Below are 21,069 nucleotides of genomic sequence, written 5' to 3' on the forward strand. Positions count from 1 at the left end.
TGCTTGAGTCGGGAAGAAAGCAATCCTCTGATTGTTGTGCATTTGAAAGTATCGTTTAAGTATCCTTACTTTATTCTTGAAAAGCCGGCTTTGAATTTCTTGCAAACTCTAAGCGCATTCTCTTGCCCGAGACGGCCCATGGTTTCGTACTCGCGTGACACCGAGTAGGTGCGCTTTTCTTCTTACTTAGACTAGCTTTCGACTAAGTCGGCCAAAGCAGGACTGACTGTTAAAAAAAAGCCCGCTCCCGTTGGGATAAGCGAAGCCCGAAACCTCCACGTGCATTCGCGGGACACGCGAAGGGGTCTTACAAGCACTTGAGCCGTCGTACCTTGGGCACCGTAAGTGACTGTACCCATTCGATGCTGATCTCAACCGGCAGTGGCCGTGTAAAACCATCCGTGCAAGGGTGCTGCTTCGATATGTGGCTGTTCTTATTGGAAATGACAGGACAAACATATTTGCAACTGATCGGCACAGGCGCTGGCTGGTGCCAACTCGACCGTCGTGTATGCAACCGGCGCCATCATTGGCAACATGCTTGCCTCACGTCCAGCCCTGGCGACCATGCCGATCTCAGTGTTCGTCATCGGGATGGCGATGACAACACTGCCAGTAGGTGTGATGACCCGGCGCTATGGCCGGCGCGTGACCTTCCTGTTCGGCAATCTTTGTGGCGTCACCGTTGGACTCCTTGCCGCACTGGCGCTTGTTATCCAGTCTTTCACGTTGTTTTGCTTTGCCATGCTGTTCGGTGGTGCGTATGCAGCTGTCGTGCTGACCTTCCGCTTCGCGGCCGCAGAATGCGTACGCCCGCCGGATCGTGCTCGGGCGCTGTCGACGGTCATGGCGGGTGGCGTCTTCGCCGGTGTGCTCGGGCCGCAGTTGGTCACGGCCACGATGAATCTAGGGGCGCCCCATACTTATGTGGTCACCTACCTTGCCTCCGCCGGGGTGGCGGTGCTCTCGGCCCTTGTGCTGCAGGGGGTGAAGTTCGAGCACCAGCCACAGATTTCCCGCCGAACCGTCGGACGCCCGATCGCCGAAATTCTTTGGCAGCCGCGGTTCATGGTGGCAATGCTCTGTGGTGTCGTGAGCTACATGATGATGAATTTCATGATGACTTCGGCCCCGCTCGCCATGGAGCTGTGCGGGATGTCGCGCGTGCACGCCAACTATGGCATCGAGATGCACGTCGTTGCCATGTACGCACCGAGCTTCTTTACCGGTCGCCTGATCTCCCGCTTCGGCGCGCCCAACGTCACGCTCGCTGGACTGGCCTTGACCGCGCTTGCTGCCATCACAGGCATGAGCGGCATGACGCTCAATCATTTTTGGAGGGCATTGGTGCTTCTGGGCGTGGGCTGGAACTTCGGATTTCTGGGAGCATCCGCGCTGGTGCTGACCTGCCATACGCCAGAGGATCGGCCGCGTGTTCAGTCGATCAATGATTTTGTCGTGTTCGGCGCGATGGTTATCGGCTCTTTCGTGTCGGGGGGGCTGTTGACTGCGTTCGGATGGACGCTTGTATCGGGATTGATCCTGCCGCCGATTGTTCTTGCGACGATGGGTATCTTGTGGCTGCAATGGTCGAGACACAGTCTGGCCCGCCAGACGTAACCGGGGCACCCAGTCTGGAGAAGTCCGCAGACAGGATCGACGGTGCAATTCGAATCGATTTACCGCTCATGTCAGGTCGCTGGTATCTGCGCCATCCGCCGGGTTCGTCCCACCAACCTTCCAGCGACAAAGGCGCCACGCTACAGGCCGCGTGATGATCTGGCATATCGGGCACGTGCTTCTGCCACGAACGGCCACAGGATCCGCGGTTCGCAGGCTCAGTCGAAGCAACGCGTGCGAAATATCATAATTCGCCCAACTCCATGTACGGCAAGACCGTCAACGGACATGTGTTGGGTACCCCATAGCCCGGTTAACGGTCTGGCGGCTCAAGACCGCACTCGAGGGTGGCCCCCAGAGCCGGATTTCCAACTTAGACCGGTACTGATTTTGGGCTAGCCTCAGGCGTGGATGTACCCGTGCATCAGTCCTCGTGAGGCGAGGATAACCGCTGTGGGTAGGACCGACTTGTGACAAACAGGTGGACCGTACGTATGGCGAGGTATCCAATGAATAGGTTGGCACCGACGAAGACCGGTAAAGCTAGCACTTGTGCCGACCGGACGCCCGACTGCGCTAGCTTCAGTCCACTGACCGTCGCGGCGGCGACTCCGAACGTATAGGCCCAGTAGGCAGGGATGAAGGGCTGCACGCCCAACCAGGGCCCGAGGCGTAGGCCAAGCAGTAACTGGAAAAGACCATAGCCCCATAGCATGAGAAGCCAGTGGTCCGCGCCGCCAGGAGACAACGCCAACCAAGCCATGGCGCAAACGACCGGCGGGGCGAACTGAATGCCAATCAAAGGGCGCTGAGGCGCGGGTACCGCTGTCGAATGCCATAGTCGCTGGATGACCAGCGATTCGAGGGCCAACCATGAGAACAGCCCCGCACCCAGGAATAGCCAGCCCCAGTCCGGGCAGCCTAACGAACCGAGTGCCGCTGCGCTGGTGAAATTGCCAGCAACGGTCGGCAGATACAGGGTCGGCACCATGTCCACCGAGTTCCTCCCGCCTTGCCAGAGCGTGCCTGTGTGCCAGAGAGAGAAGCCCACGTGCCACGCAATGCCGCTGATGACCAGAAACCGCGCCAGGGTAATTGAATACGGAAGGACTGCCATGGCGACGAGCAAAGTCGAAACCGCCACCAACGCAGGCGTACCGCCCTGCACGGGGTGCAGGAACTCGGCTTTTACCATCTCGAAGTTCCGGATGGTTTGCCACAAGTAGCCGACGATCAGTATGGCCCAGACCAGTCCTGCGGTCGCCAGAAGAGCTTCGCCTACGACCGGCGGCAGATCCCATAGTCGCACCGCGGTGCGCCACGCCTGCCCGAGACCTGCAAGGCCTAGGACCATCCCGAAGTACGACGCCGGAATCTTCACCGGTCTGCGCATGCTACGTATACCCGACGATGCCACCGTCTATTGGTGCATGGAAATTCGTCCGTGGCCGCGAGGAGCGCCACCCGAGTACCAAGCAATTGATGAAAGTTCAGCTTCGCTGAACGGGTTGGCCACCGTCACCGCATACGACGCCAGCGGCCCAGGGCGCACGGCGGCATAGATGAATAGCCCCAGCAGTGGTGCTATGACAGCGATCAGTGCGAGCGTGCGGCGCTGCAAGCGAGGAAATTCATTACTAATGTCCACAGCACGTGTTCGCCTGAGCAGATGCTTTGACCGTTCCTTCCTCGACTCGCACAGGCGAGTAGCCCGCATCCGCAATGGCATCCCGAAGCTCCTTCGGATCGGCGTCGGCCGATTCGATCATCACCAGGTGTCTAGCCTGATCGATGGTGAACCCGGCATGGTTGTCCACAGACTTCAGCGCCTTGGTAATCGCGCTGACACAGTGGCCGCAGGTCATGTCTTTAACTTCAAAGGCAATCATGAGATCTCTCCTACTGAGTTTGTTGATGAGATGTTGGAACTATCAGTCTTCCCATCGCTGGAATGTCAAGGGGTGCATATCGAATCCTTGTCGATATCTCTGGCTTGAGATGCAATCGACTCGCAAGGCGGTTCCAGACAGGCAGTTCTGCCAACTGTTCCAGGAACGCACCAGCACAATTTGGTCTTTTCCAACAGACGCTTTGCCCTCAGCGGGCCAACAGGATCTCGGTGACAAGGAACTTGCTCCCCTCGTACTCGGCGCGAAAGCGCACCTTGTCGCCGGCCTGCACCTTGTCGAGCAGGGCCGCGTCGCGCACCTGGTACACCATGGTCATGCTGGGCATGTCGAGGCTCTTGATCGGCCCATGCTTAATCGTGAGCTTGCCGGATGCCTTGTCAACCTTGCGGATTTCACCGTCAGTGAGGTAGGAACTGGCCGGCGCGGCGGCATGCTGGCCTGCGGGCGCGCCCGCGGTCTGGGCTGTGGCGACGCCGGTCCAAGCCGCCGACGAGAGACTCAGCACGGCGCTGAGCATCGGGGAAAAATTGGCTTTGAGTTTCATAAGGCTCCCTCCTTTGGGTTGAAGTAAACCGCTTGACGCGGGTCTCTTGGGGGCGACGCAAGTTTGGCTTGATACCCGCTGCGCGCGCAGCTCTGTAGCGCCGCATGTGCGGCGCGCAACGCGGCTTCCGGAGTCAAGGAGCGCATTGCGAAAGTTGCCGATTCTTGTGCCGAAGCACCTGAACACGCGACGAGGGTTATGGCACATTGTAGGCAAAGCACAGTGGCTTTCATCCGAAGTCTCGTTGTACTTGAGGTGCGTGAGGATGTATTCAATTTCGCGATTCGACATGCGATGAGGGGTCAATGGTCCCCATGGCCGCCGGGCTTGCGCACCTGCACCTCGACCTGCTGGGCCGGCTGCTGCGCGCGCGGCATGGTGCCGCTCCCGCTGGAGGACGAGCGCACCGGCTCGTTCAGCGCGCCTTGGTACTCGGACGCTACCGTGCCCTGTGGATGCTGGTACCAGCCCGGGTCCTTGTAGTCGCCGGGCTTCTGGTTGCGCCGCACCTTGAGCACGCTGAACATGCCGCCCATCTCGACCGAACCGAACGGGCCTTGGCCGGTCATCATGGGCGCGGTGTTGTCGGGGATCGGCATCTCCATCTCGGTCATGTCGGCCATGCCGCGCTCGCCCATCACCATGTAGTCGGGAATCAGGTGATTGATCTTGCCGGCCATGCCGCTGTGGTCCACGCCGATCATGGTCGGCACGTCGTGGCCCATGGCATTCATGGTGTGGTGGGCCTTGTGGCAGTGGAAGGACCAGTCGCCTTCCTCGTCGGCAATGAATTCGAACTGGCGCATCTGCCCGACAGCGATGTCGGTCGTGACCTCGGGCCAACGCGAGGACTTCGGGATCGGCCCGCCATCCGTGCCCGTGACCATGAACTCGTGGCCGTGCAGATGGATCGGGTGGTTGGTCATGGTCAGGTTGCCGACGCGGATGCGCACCTTGTCGCCCCGTCGCACGTTGAGCGAGTCGATGCCGGGGAAGACGCGGCTGTTCCATGACCACAGGTTGAAGTCCAGCATGGTCATGACCTTGGGTGTGTAGGCGCCAGGCTCGATGTCGTAGGCGTTGAGCAGGAAGCAGAAGTCGCGCTGCACCTCGTCGATCAGTGGGTGCCTGGCCTTGGGGTGCGTGACCCAGAAACCCATCATGCCCATGGCCATCTGCACCATTTCGTCGGCATGCGGGTGGTACATGAAGGTGCCGGGGCGGCGTGCCGTGAACTCATAGACGAAGGTCTTACCCGGCGGGATGGCCTTCTGCGTCAGACCCGCGACCCCATCCATGCCGTTGGGCACCCGCTGGCCGTGCCAGTGGAGGCTGGTGTGTTCGGGCAGGCGGTTGGTCACAAAGATGCGAACGCGATCGCCTTCGACCACCTCGATGGTTGGCCCAGGTGACTGGCCGTTGTAGCCCCAGAGATGGGCCTTGAAGCCGGGGGCCATCTCGCGCACGACGGGCTCGGCGACGAGGTGGAATTCCTTGACGCCGTTGTTCATGCGCCAGGGGCAGGTCCAGCCGTTGAGCGTGACCACGGGGTTGTAGGGCCGGCCCGTGTTCGGAACCAGTGGTGCCATCGTATTGGCCGAAGTCTGGATCACAGGTTCGGGCAGCGCTGCCATCGCCACTCGGCTGACGCTGGCCGCGGCGATAGCGCCTCCGGCCAGCGAAAAAAACTGTCTTCTCGAATTCATGTCGGAGTCCTTGCGTGAAATTGACGGATGGATTCATTGCGCGGCATCTGCGCTCCCTCCCGTTGCACTGGCGGTTGTCGCGACGGCGCTGGCTGTGGGCCGGCCGATCAGGACCGCTTGCAGGGCCGCGTCGGCCAGCCAGAACTGTTGCTCGGCCGCGATGGCGGCCATTACCGCTCCCACCTGGTCGCGTGCATCGGCCAGCAGATCGAACACGCCGATCAGCATGCCGTTGTAGCGAAGCAGGTTTTCGTCCGAGATGGTCTTGCGCAGCGGCACGACCTCGTCACGTTGGTGACGTGCGATGTCGTAGGTCGTGCGGTAGGCCGAGTAACTGTCACGCACGCTGGAACCTGCCATGCGAAGCGTGGCTTCCAGGCGCTGGGCCGATGCCAGGACCTGGCCGTTGGCGGCGTCGCGCTGCAGATCGCCCCAGTCGAACAGCGGCAGGCTCAGGGCGATCTCGTAGCCGCGCCCCGTGGTCCTGCTGCCTGCCGCGCTGTCGAAGGTCGTGTTGCGAATTACGCCTAGCTCGATGCCGGTGACGCTGGTCACGCGGGTCAGACCCCGGGCGCGAGCCGCAGCGTCGAATTCGGCTTGGGCAAGTCGCACATCCAGGCGCCGGCGGCTGGCTGCCTGACTCACTTCGGCCGGCTGCAGAGGTTGCTTGGGCAGATCGGGCAGGCGCTCGGGCAGCTTCAAGTCCTGTACCTGGGCCTCGGTCAAACCCAGTTGACGCACCAGTTCCTCGCGCGCCGTCGTGGCCGCATAGCGCGCGGCCGCGAGCTGAGTTGCCGCGTCGGCGTAGAAGGCCTGTTGGCGCGCGCGCTGGAGCTTGCTGAAGTTGCCCACCTCCTGCATGCGGCGCGCGAGTTCGGCGCTGGCCTCGGCGCTCTCGTAGACCTGCCCGGCGTACTGCAGGCTTTGCTGTGCGGCCACTGCGCGCACCCAGGCCTGGCGCACTTGGGTGACCTGATCCACCACGTCGGAGGTCAGCCGCAATCGTGCTTGCTCGACCTGGTGTTCGGCCAGTTCCCGGCGCAATGGCAGGGTCAGCAGGTCCAGCAGGCCGATGGAGATCATGCGGCCGAGTTCGAGCGTGTCGCCGTTGCGCAAGTGTTCGAAGCTGAAGATGGGGTTGGGCAGGCGGCCGGCTTGGGCCGCACGCGCGGTGTCGGCCGCGTGCTGGGCCAGCAGGGCCTGCAGTGCTGGGCTGTTGGCAAGGCCCAGCTGCACGGCCTCCTGCTGCCCGAGCGGCTGGGCCAGCAGCTCGGACGCTGTCTTCCCGTGCGCTACCCGATCCTCGGGCGTCGCGGCCAGGGCCAGTCGGCCGCCGGTGAAGCTTGCCGCCTCCTCGTTGGTGCGCGTCAGGCTTTGTTCGAGGTTCACGCTGGCGCAACCCGAAAGCGCGAACAGGGCCAGGGCCACGAGCGAGAAGCGGCTGCGGAAAGCAGCATGGACGCTGCTCATGGCCGGCTCCCAAGGTGAGCGCCGTGACCGGCATCGTGGCTTGACGGCGCGGAAGCCGAAGCGGCCCCCGCGGGGGCTGCGGGTGATGTCTCCTGAGCGGCCTCCTTGGCATAGCTGCGCCAGCCGCCGATACGACCCACGGTATCGTTGGCCTCGCGCCAGGGCGTGACGGGCTGGTCTGCGTAGCCCTTGTAGGAGGCGAACGCCGACGAGTACACCAGCACTGGCGCAGTTTGCGGCGCTGCCTGCTGCGGCTCGGCATGGGCGCCCACGGTGGCCAGCAGCAGGGCCATCGTTCTGCCTGTACGCGAAGGCCATCGGAGGATAGGGCAAGTCATGAATTTCATCTCTTGTTGAACTTGGCGGCGAGTTGGTGTGTCGCACTGTCTTGCTTCCCACGATGGGAATGTCAATAGCCCTGCCGAAAAAGTTATGAAGCAATCGGAGATTTCTGTTCTGATTCGCTTGACCTTCCAATAGTGGCAAGGATCAAGCTGACGGCCTGTCGAAACACCAACGAACCGGAGATCCCCATGAGCACAGCCGTCGCACCGACCGCATCTTTGGAGTTCAAGCTCCCCATCGAAGGTATGACCTGCGCGAGTTGCGTCGTGCGCGTCGAGAAGGCGCTACAGGCGCTGCCAGGCGTCGAAAGCACCGCGGTGAACCTGGCGACCGAGGAGGCCACCGTCCAGGCCTCCGCCGGCATGGATGCCTGGGCGCTTGCCGACGCCGTGCGCAAGGCTGGCTACGAAGTCCGCTCCCGCCAGACCGAGCTTGAGATCGAAGGCATGACCTGCGCGTCGTGCGTGGCCCGGGTGGAAAAGGCGCTGCTGAAAGTCCCCGGTGTGTCGGCTGCGGCCGTGAATCTCGCGACCGAGAAGGCTACTGTCACTATGGTTGACGGCGTGTCGTACGCGGCACTGGCAGCCGCCATCGACAAGGCCGGATATGCTGCCAAACCGGTCGAGGCAATCTCCACTGCCCCAGCCGCCACAGGCCTTCCGCAATGGTGGCCGGTGCTCGTCGGGACACTGCTGACGCTGCCGCTGGTGCTGCCCATGTTGCTGGACTTGTTCGACATTGACTGGTCGCTGGACGGCTGGGTGCAACTGGCTCTGGCGACGCCGGTGCAGTTCTGTCTCGGCGCGCGCTTCTACCGCGCTGGCTGGAAGGCCGTGAAGGCCGGGACCGGCAACATGGACCTGCTGGTCGCGCTGGGCACGAGCGCGGCGTATGGACTTTCGGTTTACCTGTTGTGGAAGCACGCCGGCCATGGCATGTCGTCGCATCTGTACTTTGAGGCCTCGGCCGCGGTCATCACGCTGGTGCTGCTTGGCAAATGGCTCGAATCCCGCGCCAAGCGGCAGACCGCCGACGCCATCCGTTCGCTGAATGCCTTGCGGCCGACGGTAGCAAGGGTTTTGGTGGACAGCATCGAAGTCTCCACACCGGTCGCACAGGTTGCGGTCGGTGACATCGTCGTCATCCGTCCCGGCGAGCGGGTGCCGGTGGACGGCGCAGTCGTCGACGGCCGCAGCCACGTCAACGAGTCGCTCATCACCGGCGAAAGCATGCCGGTGGCCAAGGCCATCGGCGACCACGTGACCGGCGGCTCGGTCAACGAGGAAGGTGTGCTGCGGGTCCGCACGATGGCCATCGGCGCCGAGACCACGCTCGCCCGAATCATCCGCATGGTCGAGTCGGCGCAGGCGGCGAAAGCCCCGATCCAGCGCATCGTCGATCGGGTGAGCGCCATCTTCGTTCCCGCAGTCCTCGGTCTTGCACTGCTGACCTTCTGCGGCTGGCTTCTGTATAGCGGCGATGGGGAACAGGCGCTAATCAGCGCAGTGGCGGTACTCGTCATCGCCTGTCCCTGCGCGCTCGGCCTGGCCACACCCACGGCCATCATGGCCGGCACCGGCGTGGCCGCGCGCCAGGGCATTCTGATTAAGGATGCTGAGGCATTGGAAGTGGCGCACTCGGTGACCGCCGTGGCCTTTGACAAGACGGGCACGCTAACCGAAGGCAAGCCGTCGCTGGTCGCGATCGAGGCGGCCGACAAGGGTGATCCGAATGAGGTGCTGCAACTCGCCGCCGCACTGCAGAAGACCAGCGACCACCCGCTCGCCCATGCGGTAATGGAGAAAGTCCGGGATCAACGCACTACTGTACCGCCGGCGCATGAGGCCCAAGCCCTGCCAGGCCGAGGCGTGCAGGCCGTCGTCGGCGGCCAGCATCTCCTGCTGGGCAGTACGCGGTTGATGAACGAGACGGGTGCCGATCCGGGCACGCTGCTGGCCGTGGCCCAGCGCCTTGAGGGCGAGGGGCGGACTATCTCCTGGCTGCTGGCACGGGGGGACAGCCGGGCCCGCATGCTGGGGCTGCTGGCCTTTGGCGACACGGTCAAACCCGCGTCCTACGCCGCCGTCGCGCGGCTGCGCGAACTGGGCATCCGCACGGTGATGCTGACTGGCGACAACCAGGGCAGCGCCCGTGCCGTAGCGCACGAGTTGGGCATCGATGAAGTCCGCGCGGAACTGTTGCCGGGCGACAAGGCTGCCATCGTGCAAGAACTGCGCAAGCAGGGCCACATCGTGGCGATGGTGGGCGACGGATTGAACGACGCACCCTCTCTGGTGGCGGCGGACGTTGGTTTGTCGATGTCAACGGGCACTGATGTCGCGATGGAGGCGGCGGGCATCACACTGATGCGCGGCGACCCGCGCCTGGTGGCGGATTCGTTCGACGTCTCGCGCCGTACCTACTCGAAAATCAAACAGGGCCTGTTCTGGGCGTTCGCGTACAACGTGCTGGGCATTCCACTGGCGGCGTTGGGCATGCTGAGCCCGGTCATCGCCGGCGCGGCCATGGCCTTCAGCAGCGTGAGCGTCGTCACCAATGCGCTGATGCTGCGCCGCTGGCGCGGCGCGGCGACCGGCGCCAACCCGATTCAAGGAGCCCGACCATGAACATCGGCGAAGCAGCCTCCGCCTCCGGCGTCTCGGCAAAAATGATCCGGCACTATGAAGGCATCGGGCTGTTGCCCCCGGCGAGCCGCACGGACGCCGGCTATCGGCAGTACAGCGACAAAGACGTGGGCATGCTGCGGTTTATCCGGCACAGCCGGGATCTCGGCTTCTCGCTGGACCAGATCAGCGAACTGCTCGACCTATGGCAGAACCGCAAGCGCTCCAGCCGACAGGTCAAGGCACTGGCCCAGACGCACATCGCGGAGCTGGATGAAAAACTGAAGGAGCTCCAGGAGATGAAGGCCACGCTCGAATACCTGGCGCACTGCTGCAATGGCGACGACCGGCCCGACTGCCCAATCATCGAGTCGCTCGCGTCAGACGCAGCCGCGCGAGGCCGGCGCAGGACCGCTTCATCAACTTTGGTGTGAGGCGGTGTCCGGAGGTACAGGGGCAAATCCACACATGCGTTCACCAAAGCTGTGCAATGGGGCTACATGAAGCGCCTCTACCTGTGGAGCCATGATCTGCGCGCAGCCGTGAAAGATGCAGAGGCTGCACGACCGGTGAACATCTCCCCGTGGCTTTTCTGCAATCGTGAGGGGGTGGGGTATATCAACGAAAAGACCGGCCGCGCCGGCGGATGGGAGTCGCTGTGGCGCAACTTCATGGACCGTGTAATGACCGAAACCAAAGTCACTGTGCCGTTCAACGAACACGACATTCGGGCCAAGGTGGCGAGCGATGCGGAGTCCTTGGGCACGCCCGCGCACTGCTGGCGCACGCTGACAGCAAGACCACCGAGCGCGTCTATCGACGCAAGGCTGAGCGGGTAAATCCACTCAAATCAAAGGGCTGAACGACACAAACGGGCTTCACTAAAACGGCTGAAACCCGCATGCAATAAGGTGGCGGAGAGAGGGGGACTTTAGTCCGGAGCCACCAAGAACAATGAAAATCAACGACTTACGATTCCCTGTCTGCCATCAGTGTACCAGCACCTGTGTACCAGCACCTGTGTACCAGTCAAAATTTGCAACCTGCTGCACGAAGTGAGCGTCCACACGGATTTCATCCCGAGCGCTGTCATCGGTTCGAGGTTCCTGTTGCCTTTCGAGGGACTCAGGCCGGGGGCGGAGGCGGACCTGCAGACCCGGCCAATTGCTATAGCTGATCCACTAGCATTCCTCTGCGCCTGAACCGTTGCGGGCTCCTCATAGCACGCCTTAATGCTCTGCTCACCGGCCTGGCCGGTGAATATCAGGAACTCGGTGGTACTGTTGCGGATTAGCGCGCGCTAGTCATCAGTCATGGCTTAGCCCCGTAAGACTCAGCCAGCCGGTCCAGCAGATCCTTGTGACGCGCCTCCAAGTCAGCCAGCGCGAACGTGCCCGATGCCAGCAGGCGCTGAGAATTCGGCAGACTCTCGACGCGATCCTCGAAGTACCGCACCCGCTTGTCCGCGAAGTCCAGGTTGCCCAGCGACGTGTTCTTCCGACGCGACAGCAGCGTCAGATTGCCGAGCCGGTGCAGCCACGACTCCCTTTGCTCCTCAGTGAAGTCCTTGAGCCATTGGCTGGTTTTGCCCGGGGTTTGCGGAAGGATGTGCTCTACGCTGATTTCGTCAGGCAGATTCAGCGGAGCGGCGTGGCTGGCCAGCAGGTACTCCAGGCGCAGCAGTACGTACTTAGCGAAACGCCGACCATAGATGGCGCCGTCGAGCAGGGTCGCCAGCAGCTTGTCATCGAAGTCGAAAACGTTGCTTGATAGGACGCCGTCGGGGGTCGCAGCCGCTTCAATGGCCTTGAGGACATCGTTCATGTTGCTGATGCGCTGAGTGGGCGTGAGCTGGAGAATCCAGTCCGCTGAAAACTTGTTGTCGATGCGCTCGATCAGGTCGATCAGACTCTGTGCCTTGAACTTGCGATACCAGGCCAGCACTGGCGGAATCCAGTCCGTGGCCGGAAGCCCCCGGCGCATCACGTTGATGCGGTTGCGGTAGGCATTGCCCAAGCTGGCTGGCTGGCCTTCGAACTGGATGGCCTCGTCATAGGCATCCTTGTGGGCCTTGACAGCACCGAAGGTGTCCGTGCCCAGCGCCAGCAGCGGCGGCTTGGCGCCATAGATCCGTTCATCGAACTCCTTGAGCAGGCCCTCGCGCGCCTTGTCCTTGACATAAATGGTCCGCACGAGCGACAGAAAACGGTCGAACTCGTCGCGGCCCATCTCGCCCTCGACCTCTTCCCAGTATTCGGCCCACTTGCCGCGATCCTTCTCCCCGGTGATCGCGCCCAGGTTTTTTGCCTTTAGGATGTCGCTGTTCGACAGGGGAATACCTCGGTCGTTGAGGATCGTAAAGAGACGGAAGGCATCGTCCAGATCCTCCGTGGCCACATAGATGAACAGCGCGTTGTTGAGCAGAAAGCCGACAAAGCGGTCAAAGTCGGCTGCACTGGGGAAGCGCTCGGCGCCATCGATGCTGGCATGAATGGTCTGCATGCCCGCCGCCATATTGGCCAGCGACAGGTTCTTGCTGGCCGCGATGCCTGGCAGGTCCGCGCTGCGCGAACCACCATCGGCCTTGATGTACCTTTCAATGAAGGTGCCAACATTGTCGCGGATGTCATAAACAATGCGGTTGCGGCCAGGAATCTTCTTCCACTTGTTTTCTTCCTGGAACAGCATCTCGCGACACGCGCCCTTGAGCTTGGCATCCGTCACCCGGTCGCGAATGCAAGCGAGCATCAGCATCAGAGTGGTCAGGCGTTGCTGCCCGTCTAGCAACTCGTATTCCTCAAAGCTCACGCCGTCCGACGTGCGTGTGGCCTTGCGCAGCACCATCGAGCCCAGGAAATACTGCCCCTCCGGGTTGTGTTCACTGGCGTAATTCACGTCATCGATCAGTTCGGAGATCTCGTCCTTGCCCCACACATAGGCACGCTGATAGTCGGGAATGCGGAACCAGAAGCGCGAAAACACATCGCCGATGACGATCTTGGCGCTCTCGATCTGGCCTTTTTTGCTTGAACTCATTTCACACCTTAAGAATTGTCGGATGGGATACGCCACACTCCTTCGTCAGCCCTCGGGCCCAATCTGACGCTACCCTCCCCGCTGCGGAGTTACATAGGTAATCGGCGTCTCGCTGGGCTTAGCGATAGCGGAGTAGGTCGAATAACCACCGATGAAGAAGGTTGTGAATGATGCGATGCCTAAGGCGATAGTCATACAATTAATCACGTCGCCGATCACCCTCGCGTAGCTCCTTTGCCGATTGGCATGCCACGCGGAATAGGCAAACTGGCCCAAATACCGCAGGCCGGTGGCGAAACCAGCGAAGCCGATTCCGGCAACAAACCACCCGAGACCGAGGCCGACCTTGGACAGGAGGGGGTCACCTGACAACGACTGCCCCTTGGTGATCGCGTTTCCGGCGAAAGCGAGCAGCGCGGCCGCAGCACCTCCATTGATAACAATTGCTGAACGAAGAGCGGTCTGTCCCGCCTCGATTACCGACTTGAACATCTCGATGCTGTGGTTAGTGCTAGCGGTAAGCTGCGCCTTCCACACTTCCAGATTATGCTCGGCCTCGGTGATCTGTTCGGCGCCGGCGGATGACTCTTCGGCTTGAGCTTTCGTTAACGCCGAGGCCAAATACGCCTCAAGGTTGGCGATGATAATCTGCTGGTTCCCGTTCGCTTTAGCGCTCGCTACATCCGTCAGTATTTGCTGGATCGCTTCCGACGCTTTCATGTTGTATGTGGTCTGTATTATGGGCATTTGCGCCACCCCCTGGGATAGTCAGAAGTGGCGCCGCAATTTCCGCCTCGGTGATGCGCTAGGCAGCACTGAATTAATCACAAGTCTGGATTCTACGATTTTGCAACTGGTTGCACGAAGTAAGCACACACCGTTTTTTCGGCATTCTAGCTGGCCATCTTCGGATTACTTCGCGAGCCGGATTTGAATCGGACACGCCGTCAGTGCACGCTCCCCACTACAACGCCCCCCATATTAACGTCATAGCTCCCCGTCAAACCTCGCTCTTACACGCATTACGGTTTGCCTACTTGTACCCAGTTCGCGAGCGATAGCGGCAATCGGTGCGCCCTCCACGAGACGCTCTCTTACCAACCGCTCATTCTTCGCGGTCAGTGACCTTGGGCGCCCGAGTGACATACCTGCCGCCTTGGCGCGCGCAATGCCTGCCGCTGTGCGCTCCAGCAGCAAGTCCCGCTCAAATTCTGCGACTGCCGCCAAGACCGACATCGTCACCCTGCCGGCAGCACTCGTGAGGTCTGCGCCCCCCAGAGCCAAACAATGAACACGGACACCGGCGCGCGCAAGCTCGTCGACTGTCGCCCGAACGTCCATTGCGTTGCGCCCGAGCCGGTCCAGCTTCGTCACCACCAAAACATCGCCGGCTTCCAACCGGTCGCGCAGTTTCGCGAACCCCGCGCGCAAGTTCGCCGCTACTGAGCCACTGACGCATTCGGAAATCACCCGGCGAGGCTCAAGGTTGAAGCCGGCCGCGTGTATCTCGCGCACTTGGTTTTCTGTGGTCTGATCTGCCGTAGATACACGGCAGTAGGCAAACACCCGGCTCATTCATATTCTCCCGTCCAAAAAGCCTGTACGGAACTTTAGGGAAGTACGAAATGGTGTCAAGCAGATTTTTGGACAGGGAGTGAGCGGGTGTTCAAAAGGGACCGTTTCCGGACACGGGGAGCGGCTGCCCCCGACCCTGAGCGGACTTACGAGCGATCAACCTTCGAATGTCGCCTTTCGAAGGTCGAACTGCCGTTGTACATCCGCTTTAGCGGGAATTGCCCACGCAACGCACATCGCGACCGTCTCCGGGCCTCAAGCCGTCGAGCATGACCCGCGACCGGGAATTACAGCTTGTGGTTGATGCGGACAATCACATCCCTGCGCCGCCGCAAACTCTTGTTCTCTGCCCCGAAATATTCCGAAACGAGCTTGTACCCGAATGACATGCCTGCGCTGACAGCGGCAGCTGTCGCTGCGATCGCAGTGGTAGAGCCGGTCATTGCATTCGATACGGTGCCGGAAATCAGCCCGACACCGAAGTCCGAGACGGAAAACCTGGCGTACTTTTTCAGAGCCGTTTCAGCCTTCAGCTTTGATGCGATGCTCGTGATTTCCTCCTTGATGAGCACCTTCTGGTCGTCGTCATTGCAGTACGCGACCTCGGCAATCGCATCCTTGAGTTGACTCAGCAGCTCAGAATCGTTTTTGATTGCGATAATGTCGTCCCAAAGCGCTTCCGACAGATTCGGAACCTTTACGGAACTGACGATCTGATCAGTTTTCGGTTTAAGGATTCCACCCGTTCGCACATAGTCGTAAACGAGCCGGTCGCCCGGTAACGTATCAAAAAGACTCGATGAATATCTGCTGGCAACGATGGAATGTATGAATCCTATTACTAGGATTTCTGCCTTGTCTCCGAACCACATCGGATCGCCCTTCAGCAGTCCTTGTGATGGCGAGTCCTCAGCGACTTGGAGGCCGATCGGGCCAAGACGCACGCCAGCTGAATATTTGGCCTGTTCAAACCGTTGCGTAATTTCCTTGATCACATCTGGCTTCTTCAGCAGATCAACGACCGACTTCCTGAGTAATTCAACTTCGGGTTCCACCGCGACCTCCCAAGGTTGAAGGACGATATGCCCAGCGTCGGTCATAGGTCGAAGCTTAAGCAACTGCGCGACCAGCGGTGGCAGCGTCGAGTTGAGGAACGCGAAGCGCTCGGATACGTCAGTGGACCAATAGTTCTTCCACGACGATATTATTTGAGGGGTTTTGGAATAGCTCTTGTTGCCACTTTCCGGCAAACGCTTCCATAGCGCCGAAGCGCGCGGTGCCAACAGACTGTACAGCGGGTCCGGCAACATGACCTGCTTCGAGAACAGCAGAGGTAACGCAAGCTCTTCCGTGCGCTTCCTGCCTTCGACAATCTCTGTCGCTGTGAAAAGACTCTGATTGAAGCGTCCTACCGATGGCGGCAAGGCTTTCAAATAACAATTTTGGATGTCATCGGCCATTTGCCCTGCGGCTTTCCGACTGAATCTGTTGAAATCAAGGTTGGGACGATCAAGATTCCATTTTTCTATAACACCGAAAATATCCATTTTGCCGGGAGCCTTGTTGCTAAGCCGAAACGAGCAATATAGCCTAGTACTACAGCCGTAGATTTTTTTACTATACTTATATTAATTAGCAATACTTCACGTCTAAACTATTCATTCGACTGCAAAAGCGTGGGAGCGTGAACTGGAGGTACTGCACCAGCGGCTCGGGGAACTGTTCAGGCGTCCAGAGCCCCGACAGCGGTCGCTCGCATACCTGAAGGGCCTGCTGGGTACAGTCGAGCGCAAGAACGGCTGGCAACTCGCCGAATGGATCGGCGAAGCGACACCCGATGGCGTACAGCACCTGCTGGAGCGGGCACAGTGGGACGCTGATGCCGCTCGCGATGTGCTGCGCAGCTATGTAGTCGAAGAACTGGGCGAGCGTGACGCGGTGCTGATTGTGGACGAGACCGGTTTCATCAAGAAGGGACAGCACTCGGCCGGTGTTCAACGCCAGTACAGTGGCACGGCAGGCCGTATCGAGAACAGGCAGATCGGCGTATTCCTCTGCTATGCTGGTCGTGGCGGCAGTGCATTCATCGACCGCGAACTGTATGTGCCCAAGGCGTGGACCGATGACCGTGTGCGCTGCGAGGCAGCGGGCATTCCCGGATCGGTGGAGTTTGCAACGAAGCCGCAGCTTGCGCGCCGCATGCTCGAGCGGGCGCTGGACGCAGGGGTGCCGTGCGGCTGGGTCACGGGGGATGAAGTCTACGGCGGTGACCGCCAGCTGCGGCTGTGGCTCGAGTCGCGCGACCAGTCTTTCGTGCTGGCCATCGCGAAGAACGAACCCCTGTGGTGGAAAGGTCCAGACTACGTACGGGCAGACCGGATCGCCCAAGCCCTGCCGGCAAGAGCATGGCGCCGCGTGTCAGCGGGTGCCGGCGCCAAGGGCGAGCGCCTGTATGACTGGGCGCTGACTCCGCTGTGGCGCTTGCAGATCACCGAAGAGGAGCGTCGCTTCGGGCATTACCTGCTGGTGCGACGCAGCCTGGACGAGGAACGCGAACATGCGTATTGCGTCGTATACGCGCCGCGCAGTAAGGCCACACGACAAGCCCTGGTGAACGTCGCGGGCCGCAGGCGGGAAATCGAGACCGGCTTCGAGGCGACCAAAGGCGAATGCGGACTCGATCAGTACGAGGTGCGCCGATGGCAGGGCTGGTATCGCCACATCACGCTGGCCCTGCTGGCCCATGCGGTACTCGTCACCCTGCGGGTGCGCGGCAAAATAACACCTGAAGGTTTGGTGCCGCTCAGTGTGCAGGAGATCCGCCGGCTGCTCTGCCGCATCCTGTGGCGCGGCGCTCACTCTATCGCGTACGTGTTGTCCTGGTCGGCATGGCGGCGCCGACACCAGTACCGCGCCTAGTAGTGCCACTACCGAAAACATGGATGTGTGCCCCCCAGTGTCCTTGCATCCACGGCTGTAGTACTAAGGCGGACGAGCACGTCCCCCAGTTTGAGACGCTCAGCCTTGGCACATTCGGCCAACGCGAGACATCGTCGATCTGATAGTTGCGGTTGTCCGGCGCAATTCAATCAGCCGACTATGACAGCCCTTTCAGCGGAGCCGCTCGTCTGAAATGGTGCCTGGCCGTATGGTTTGAACCTCCCCAACGGCCAGGGCAAAACTCATCAGTGGTGATGGGCGGTATGACTCGGTGCGTCGGCGCCCGCGCCAATCGGGCTCGAGACTTCAGCCCCCATGTCCGGCGCAAGCTCTTCGACTGATCGGCCCTTGGTCCCGATGCCAAGGAAACCAGATGCAGATTGACGCCCTCGCGAATCGCGTCGGGGCCGACCATCGCCGACGGCATTCCAGGCGTGTTGAACTGCTGAATGGGTTGTTTTGTGACTGCGACTTGCATCCGCAAAACTCGATGAGATGTTGAGCCTGCCCTGTGGCTTCGACGCGGACGCCCAGGCAGGTGCCGGTCGTTCTCTGCGCTGTCCAGCCACACGGCGGTAAATCGCCCTCCACCTGCCTGATCTGACATCCGAAGCCCCTCGGCCACGCAATCTCGCGTGACGCCCCACCGTCTCCGACGGCCTCGTCCTTCATTTCAGGAGCGCTTTGTGATGAACCGGCAACCCCGCTTATGGCAGATCTTTCTCGATGAACTGCGCCAGAGCCTGCGCGACTACCTCCGGCCCCTGATGGCTGCGATCCAGTGGGCACGTCGCCGGCGCCGCAAGTGAGACCCTGCGGCCCCCCGCGGATTCCGGTCCCTTGGCTTGGGGACGACCGAGGCACATCACAAAACCGAACGGCCGGCAGGTCGTTCGGTGGCTCCAAGGCCGCGTTACCGTCCCCATCGACGCCGCCATACCGACGGAAGTCCCCCAGGCCTGGCATCGAAGATGCGGACGTGGCTCGGGCCCCAACGAGTGCGTTGAAGCCGCAACTATCCCCACATCCGCATCTCGAAGCCGACTTGCATCGGCGCAATCGGGTTGGACACTGAACCTCAGGAAGCGCGGTTCTGCCAAGGCCGCGCCCCGTCGACCACCACAATGCCGAGGTCCCTATGAAACAGCGTTACTCCCGCTCCCTCCAGCGCATCCGCCTTCTCGCAGTATTGGCCAGCCTGACTGCCGTGCTCACCCAATTACCCGGCCTGGCTCACGCCGGCGCTCTCCGAAACGGCACCGTGCTGGGTGCGACCGTCGTTGCGGCCGCGCTCATCTGGCTGCCCAACCCTCGCGTGCGCGGCTGGACGTGGGTCGCATTCCTTGTGCTTTGCCTGAGCCTGGTGCCCCTAGGATACGAGCGGTCTCTGTTCAGCATTCCCGCGGTACTGGTACTGACCGTCGCCGGCATCAGGCTCTGGCACCTGCATCGCACTGCAATCGTTCCATCCATGGAGATCGTTGGCGCCCAGGTCTGGATACCGCTGGCCATCAAGATCAGCCCCTCGGTACCGTCGGCCACGCCAGCTGCAGCCCCCGCACCGGCAGCGCCTGCAGTACCGGTAGCGCCTTCGGCGTCCGTCGTGCCCAGGGTTCCAGTCGCCCCCGTGGCTCCTGCGGTCCCTGCCCCGCCGCCGACCGCCTCGGCACCTCGCGCCCAACGGGCCGTGCAGCCCGCTGCGCCGGAGTATGACTTCAGCGACAACGTGCGCGAGGCCCGCTACACCTTCGCTGACGTCGTCGGCATGACCGAGACCAAGAAACGCCTGTTCGGCGCCGCGCAGGACATCATCGAGGCGCAGGTCCGGCCACGTAACGGGATCCTGCTCTTCGGTGAGCCGGGCAACGGCAAGACCCTGTTTGCCGAGGCCCTGGCGGGTCAGCTCGGCGTGCCCTTCCTCGCGATTGCCTATGGCGATACCGCCTCCAAGTGGGTCAACGAAACACCCCAGAAGGTCAAGGCAGTCTTTGCTGCGGCGCGCAAGGTCGGCACCTGCGTCCTCTTTGTCGATGAGATCGACTCGTTCATCAAGGCCCGCGACGGTGGGGCGCACGCGATGGATCGGGATCTGACCAATGTCATGCTCACCGAGATCGTCGCCCTGCGCGGTTCACGGGTCATCCTGGTGGCGGCCACCAATGCGCTGGACGCGCTGGATGGGGCCGGCAAGCGCGACGGCCGGTTCGACTTCAAGATTGAAATCCCGGCCCCGGATCTGACGGCCCGCGTGGCACTGCTCGACCGCGCGATTGGGGACGAACTGGGGGCAGACTTCATCGACCGGTCGGCCATCCAGGCGCTCGCGGGCCGGTGGGAGGGGTTCAGTGCGGCCCGCCTGTCTGCCCTGGGAGGCCAGTTGCGCGAGCTGCGCCGGGATGGGGGATTCAGGGGACCGGTCACGTTTGACATCGGCATGCAGGCGATGCGCCTGCTGCAGGGCCGCCGGGGGCAACTGCCGGAACACGTCAAGGCGATCGGGGACATCATCATGCCCGAAGCCTCTCGCGATCTGCTGCGGGATCTGGCATTCAAGATGGAGCAGGCCGAGCGGCTGGAGCAGCTGGGGGCGAGCCTGCCCCGTGGGCTCATCTTTACCGGCCCGCCGGGCACCGGCAAGACGCAGGCGGCGATGGCGCTGGCCAAGGCGAGCGGCTGGGCGTTTCTCCAGCTCACCGGCGCGCAGATCATCGCCGAGCCGCGCTCCTGGGACAAGCTTTACCGGGAAGCGTGCGACATCCGGCCGGCGATCGTGTTCATTGACGAGGCGGACGGTATCCTGCAGGACCGGCGGCACACGAACTATGGGATGTTGACCGAGAGGATCCTCACGACCATGGACGGCGCCGGGGGCCGCATGCGGGACGTGATGTTCATTGCCGCGACCAATTTCTACGATCGCATCGACACGGCCGCCCTGCGGGGTGGGCGCTTCGAGGAGAAAGTCACCTTCGCCGTGCCGGGGCCCAAAGCGATGGCAGGCTATGTGCGCGGGGCCCTCAGGAAGAAGCTGGGCAATCGCTGGCGGGTGCAGTCCGAGGCGGTCGACCTCCTGCACAGGCGGGTGACGGGGCGCTCGATTGCTGATGCCGACGCGATCCTCGACAAGACGCTTGGCGTGGCGGTGCTGCGTCGCATTCGGGACCGTACGACCGATATTCGGGTGGCGGATGTGGAGGCGGCGGTGCGGGCGGTGCTGGGGGAATGATGCTGTGTTGGGCGCCCATCGTGCCATGGTGACGACCGCGTCGTGGGAATGGTCATCAGTTGGCACGGGGTCT

16 protein-coding genes and 1 pseudogene are annotated in these 21,069 nt (G+C 61.7%); 7 read left to right on the forward strand and 10 right to left on the reverse strand.

Annotated elements, in window-relative coordinates:
• The first annotated feature begins 483 nt into the window (after positions 1 to 483).
• A complete protein-coding gene (locus tag PTE30175_RS12455) occupies positions 484 to 1,620 on the forward strand; it encodes an MFS transporter (protein ID WP_150697374.1) in 1,137 nt (378 codons plus the stop codon).
• 185 nt (positions 1,621 to 1,805) lie between these two features.
• Positions 1,806 to 1,928 (forward strand): annotated as a pseudogene (locus PTE30175_RS28660) (c-type cytochrome); the annotation flags it as partial.
• Between the two features lie 116 nt (positions 1,929 to 2,044).
• On the opposite strand, the gene tehA reads toward PTE30175_RS28660, so the two are convergent.
• From tehA to PTE30175_RS12500, 6 genes are all read right to left on the reverse strand, one after another.
• On the reverse strand, positions 2,045 to 3,013 hold the full coding sequence (gene tehA / locus PTE30175_RS12465; RefSeq protein ID WP_150697375.1) for a dicarboxylate transporter/tellurite-resistance protein TehA: 969 nt from the start codon (positions 3,011 to 3,013) through the stop codon (positions 2,045 to 2,047).
• Between the two features lie 244 nt (positions 3,014 to 3,257).
• Complete coding sequence (locus PTE30175_RS12475) at positions 3,258 to 3,509, reverse strand: heavy-metal-associated domain-containing protein (protein ID WP_150697376.1); 252 nt, start codon at positions 3,507 to 3,509, stop codon at positions 3,258 to 3,260.
• Between the two features lie 208 nt (positions 3,510 to 3,717).
• Positions 3,718 to 4,074, reverse strand: a complete 357-nt coding sequence (locus PTE30175_RS12480; protein ID WP_150697377.1) for a copper-binding protein — start codon at positions 4,072 to 4,074, stop codon at positions 3,718 to 3,720.
• Between the two features lie 302 nt (positions 4,075 to 4,376).
• Positions 4,377 to 5,780, reverse strand: a complete 1,404-nt coding sequence (locus PTE30175_RS12490; RefSeq protein WP_150697378.1) for a multicopper oxidase family protein — start codon at positions 5,778 to 5,780, stop codon at positions 4,377 to 4,379.
• Positions 5,781 to 5,813: 33 nt separating this feature from the next.
• On the reverse strand, positions 5,814 to 7,250 hold the full coding sequence (locus PTE30175_RS12495) for a TolC family protein (RefSeq protein ID WP_150697379.1): 1,437 nt from the start codon (positions 7,248 to 7,250) through the stop codon (positions 5,814 to 5,816).
• On the reverse strand, positions 7,247 to 7,588 hold the full coding sequence (locus tag PTE30175_RS12500) for a hypothetical protein (protein ID WP_150697380.1): 342 nt from the start codon (positions 7,586 to 7,588) through the stop codon (positions 7,247 to 7,249). The genes PTE30175_RS12495 and PTE30175_RS12500 overlap by 4 nt, the downstream gene beginning before the upstream one ends.
• A gap of 195 nt (positions 7,589 to 7,783) precedes the next feature.
• On the opposite strand from PTE30175_RS12500, the gene PTE30175_RS12505 reads away from it, so the two are divergent.
• The 3 genes from PTE30175_RS12505 (at position 7,784) to PTE30175_RS12515 (ending at position 11,058) form a co-directional block, all read left to right on the forward strand.
• Positions 7,784 to 10,222, forward strand: a complete 2,439-nt coding sequence (locus PTE30175_RS12505; protein WP_150697381.1) for a heavy metal translocating P-type ATPase — start codon at positions 7,784 to 7,786, stop codon at positions 10,220 to 10,222.
• Entirely contained in the window at positions 10,219 to 10,653 is a 435-nt protein-coding gene (gene cueR, locus PTE30175_RS12510; RefSeq protein WP_150697382.1) for a Cu(I)-responsive transcriptional regulator, read from the forward strand. The genes PTE30175_RS12505 and cueR overlap by 4 nt, the downstream gene beginning before the upstream one ends.
• Before the next feature lie 66 nt (positions 10,654 to 10,719).
• Positions 10,720 to 11,058, forward strand: a complete 339-nt coding sequence (locus PTE30175_RS12515) for a site-specific integrase (protein ID WP_150697383.1) — start codon at positions 10,720 to 10,722, stop codon at positions 11,056 to 11,058.
• Positions 11,059 to 11,530: 472 nt separating this feature from the next.
• Here PTE30175_RS12515 and PTE30175_RS12525 read toward each other — a convergent pair whose 3' ends face one another.
• From PTE30175_RS12525 to PTE30175_RS12540, 4 genes are all read right to left on the reverse strand, one after another.
• On the reverse strand, positions 11,531 to 13,291 hold the full coding sequence (locus PTE30175_RS12525) for a DUF262 domain-containing protein (protein WP_191629020.1): 1,761 nt from the start codon (positions 13,289 to 13,291) through the stop codon (positions 11,531 to 11,533).
• 33 nt (positions 13,292 to 13,324) lie between these two features.
• Entirely contained in the window at positions 13,325 to 13,975 is a 651-nt protein-coding gene (locus tag PTE30175_RS12530) for a hypothetical protein (RefSeq protein WP_150697384.1), read from the reverse strand.
• Positions 13,976 to 14,242: 267 nt separating this feature from the next.
• The gene (locus tag PTE30175_RS12535) at positions 14,243 to 14,830 is read right to left on the reverse strand and encodes a recombinase family protein (protein WP_150697385.1); all 588 of its coding nucleotides are present in this window, start codon (positions 14,828 to 14,830) and stop codon (positions 14,243 to 14,245) included.
• A 287-nt stretch (positions 14,831 to 15,117) separates the two neighbouring features.
• Positions 15,118 to 16,377, reverse strand: a complete 1,260-nt coding sequence (locus tag PTE30175_RS12540) for a hypothetical protein (protein WP_150697386.1) — start codon at positions 16,375 to 16,377, stop codon at positions 15,118 to 15,120.
• Between the two features lie 109 nt (positions 16,378 to 16,486).
• Between PTE30175_RS12540 and PTE30175_RS12545 the strand changes: the two genes are divergently transcribed.
• A complete protein-coding gene (locus PTE30175_RS12545; protein ID WP_150697387.1) occupies positions 16,487 to 17,749 on the forward strand; it encodes an IS701 family transposase in 1,263 nt (420 codons plus the stop codon).
• A 1,159-nt stretch (positions 17,750 to 18,908) separates the two neighbouring features.
• Entirely contained in the window at positions 18,909 to 20,996 is a 2,088-nt protein-coding gene (locus tag PTE30175_RS12550; protein WP_224788743.1) for an AAA family ATPase, read from the forward strand.
• Positions 20,997 to 21,069 lie beyond the last annotated feature (73 nt).

Source organism: Pandoraea terrae, assembly GCF_902459695.1.
Classification (GTDB): domain Bacteria; phylum Pseudomonadota; class Gammaproteobacteria; order Burkholderiales; family Burkholderiaceae; genus Pandoraea; species Pandoraea terrae.

Coding starts and splice junctions, on each gene's coding strand:
- PTE30175_RS12530 (WP_150697384.1), bottom strand. CDS start 13,975: ATGAAAGCGTCGGAAGCGATCCAGCAAATACTGACGGATGTAGCGAGC.
- tehA (WP_150697375.1), bottom strand. CDS start 3,013: ATGCGCAGACCGGTGAAGATTCCGGCGTCGTACTTCGGGATGGTCCTA.
- PTE30175_RS12480 (WP_150697377.1), bottom strand. CDS start 4,074: ATGAAACTCAAAGCCAATTTTTCCCCGATGCTCAGCGCCGTGCTGAGT.
- PTE30175_RS12515 (WP_150697383.1), top strand. CDS start 10,720: ATGAAGCGCCTCTACCTGTGGAGCCATGATCTGCGCGCAGCCGTGAAA.
- PTE30175_RS12490 (WP_150697378.1), bottom strand. CDS start 5,780: ATGAATTCGAGAAGACAGTTTTTTTCGCTGGCCGGAGGCGCTATCGCC.
- cueR (WP_150697382.1), top strand. CDS start 10,219: ATGAACATCGGCGAAGCAGCCTCCGCCTCCGGCGTCTCGGCAAAAATG.
- PTE30175_RS12505 (WP_150697381.1), top strand. CDS start 7,784: ATGAGCACAGCCGTCGCACCGACCGCATCTTTGGAGTTCAAGCTCCCC.
- PTE30175_RS12550 (WP_224788743.1), top strand. CDS start 18,909: ATGAAACAGCGTTACTCCCGCTCCCTCCAGCGCATCCGCCTTCTCGCA.
- PTE30175_RS12475 (WP_150697376.1), bottom strand. CDS start 3,509: ATGATTGCCTTTGAAGTTAAAGACATGACCTGCGGCCACTGTGTCAGC.
- PTE30175_RS12540 (WP_150697386.1), bottom strand. CDS start 16,377: ATGGATATTTTCGGTGTTATAGAAAAATGGAATCTTGATCGTCCCAAC.
- PTE30175_RS12495 (WP_150697379.1), bottom strand. CDS start 7,250: ATGAGCAGCGTCCATGCTGCTTTCCGCAGCCGCTTCTCGCTCGTGGCC.
- PTE30175_RS12500 (WP_150697380.1), bottom strand. CDS start 7,588: ATGACTTGCCCTATCCTCCGATGGCCTTCGCGTACAGGCAGAACGATG.
- PTE30175_RS12535 (WP_150697385.1), bottom strand. CDS start 14,830: ATGAGCCGGGTGTTTGCCTACTGCCGTGTATCTACGGCAGATCAGACC.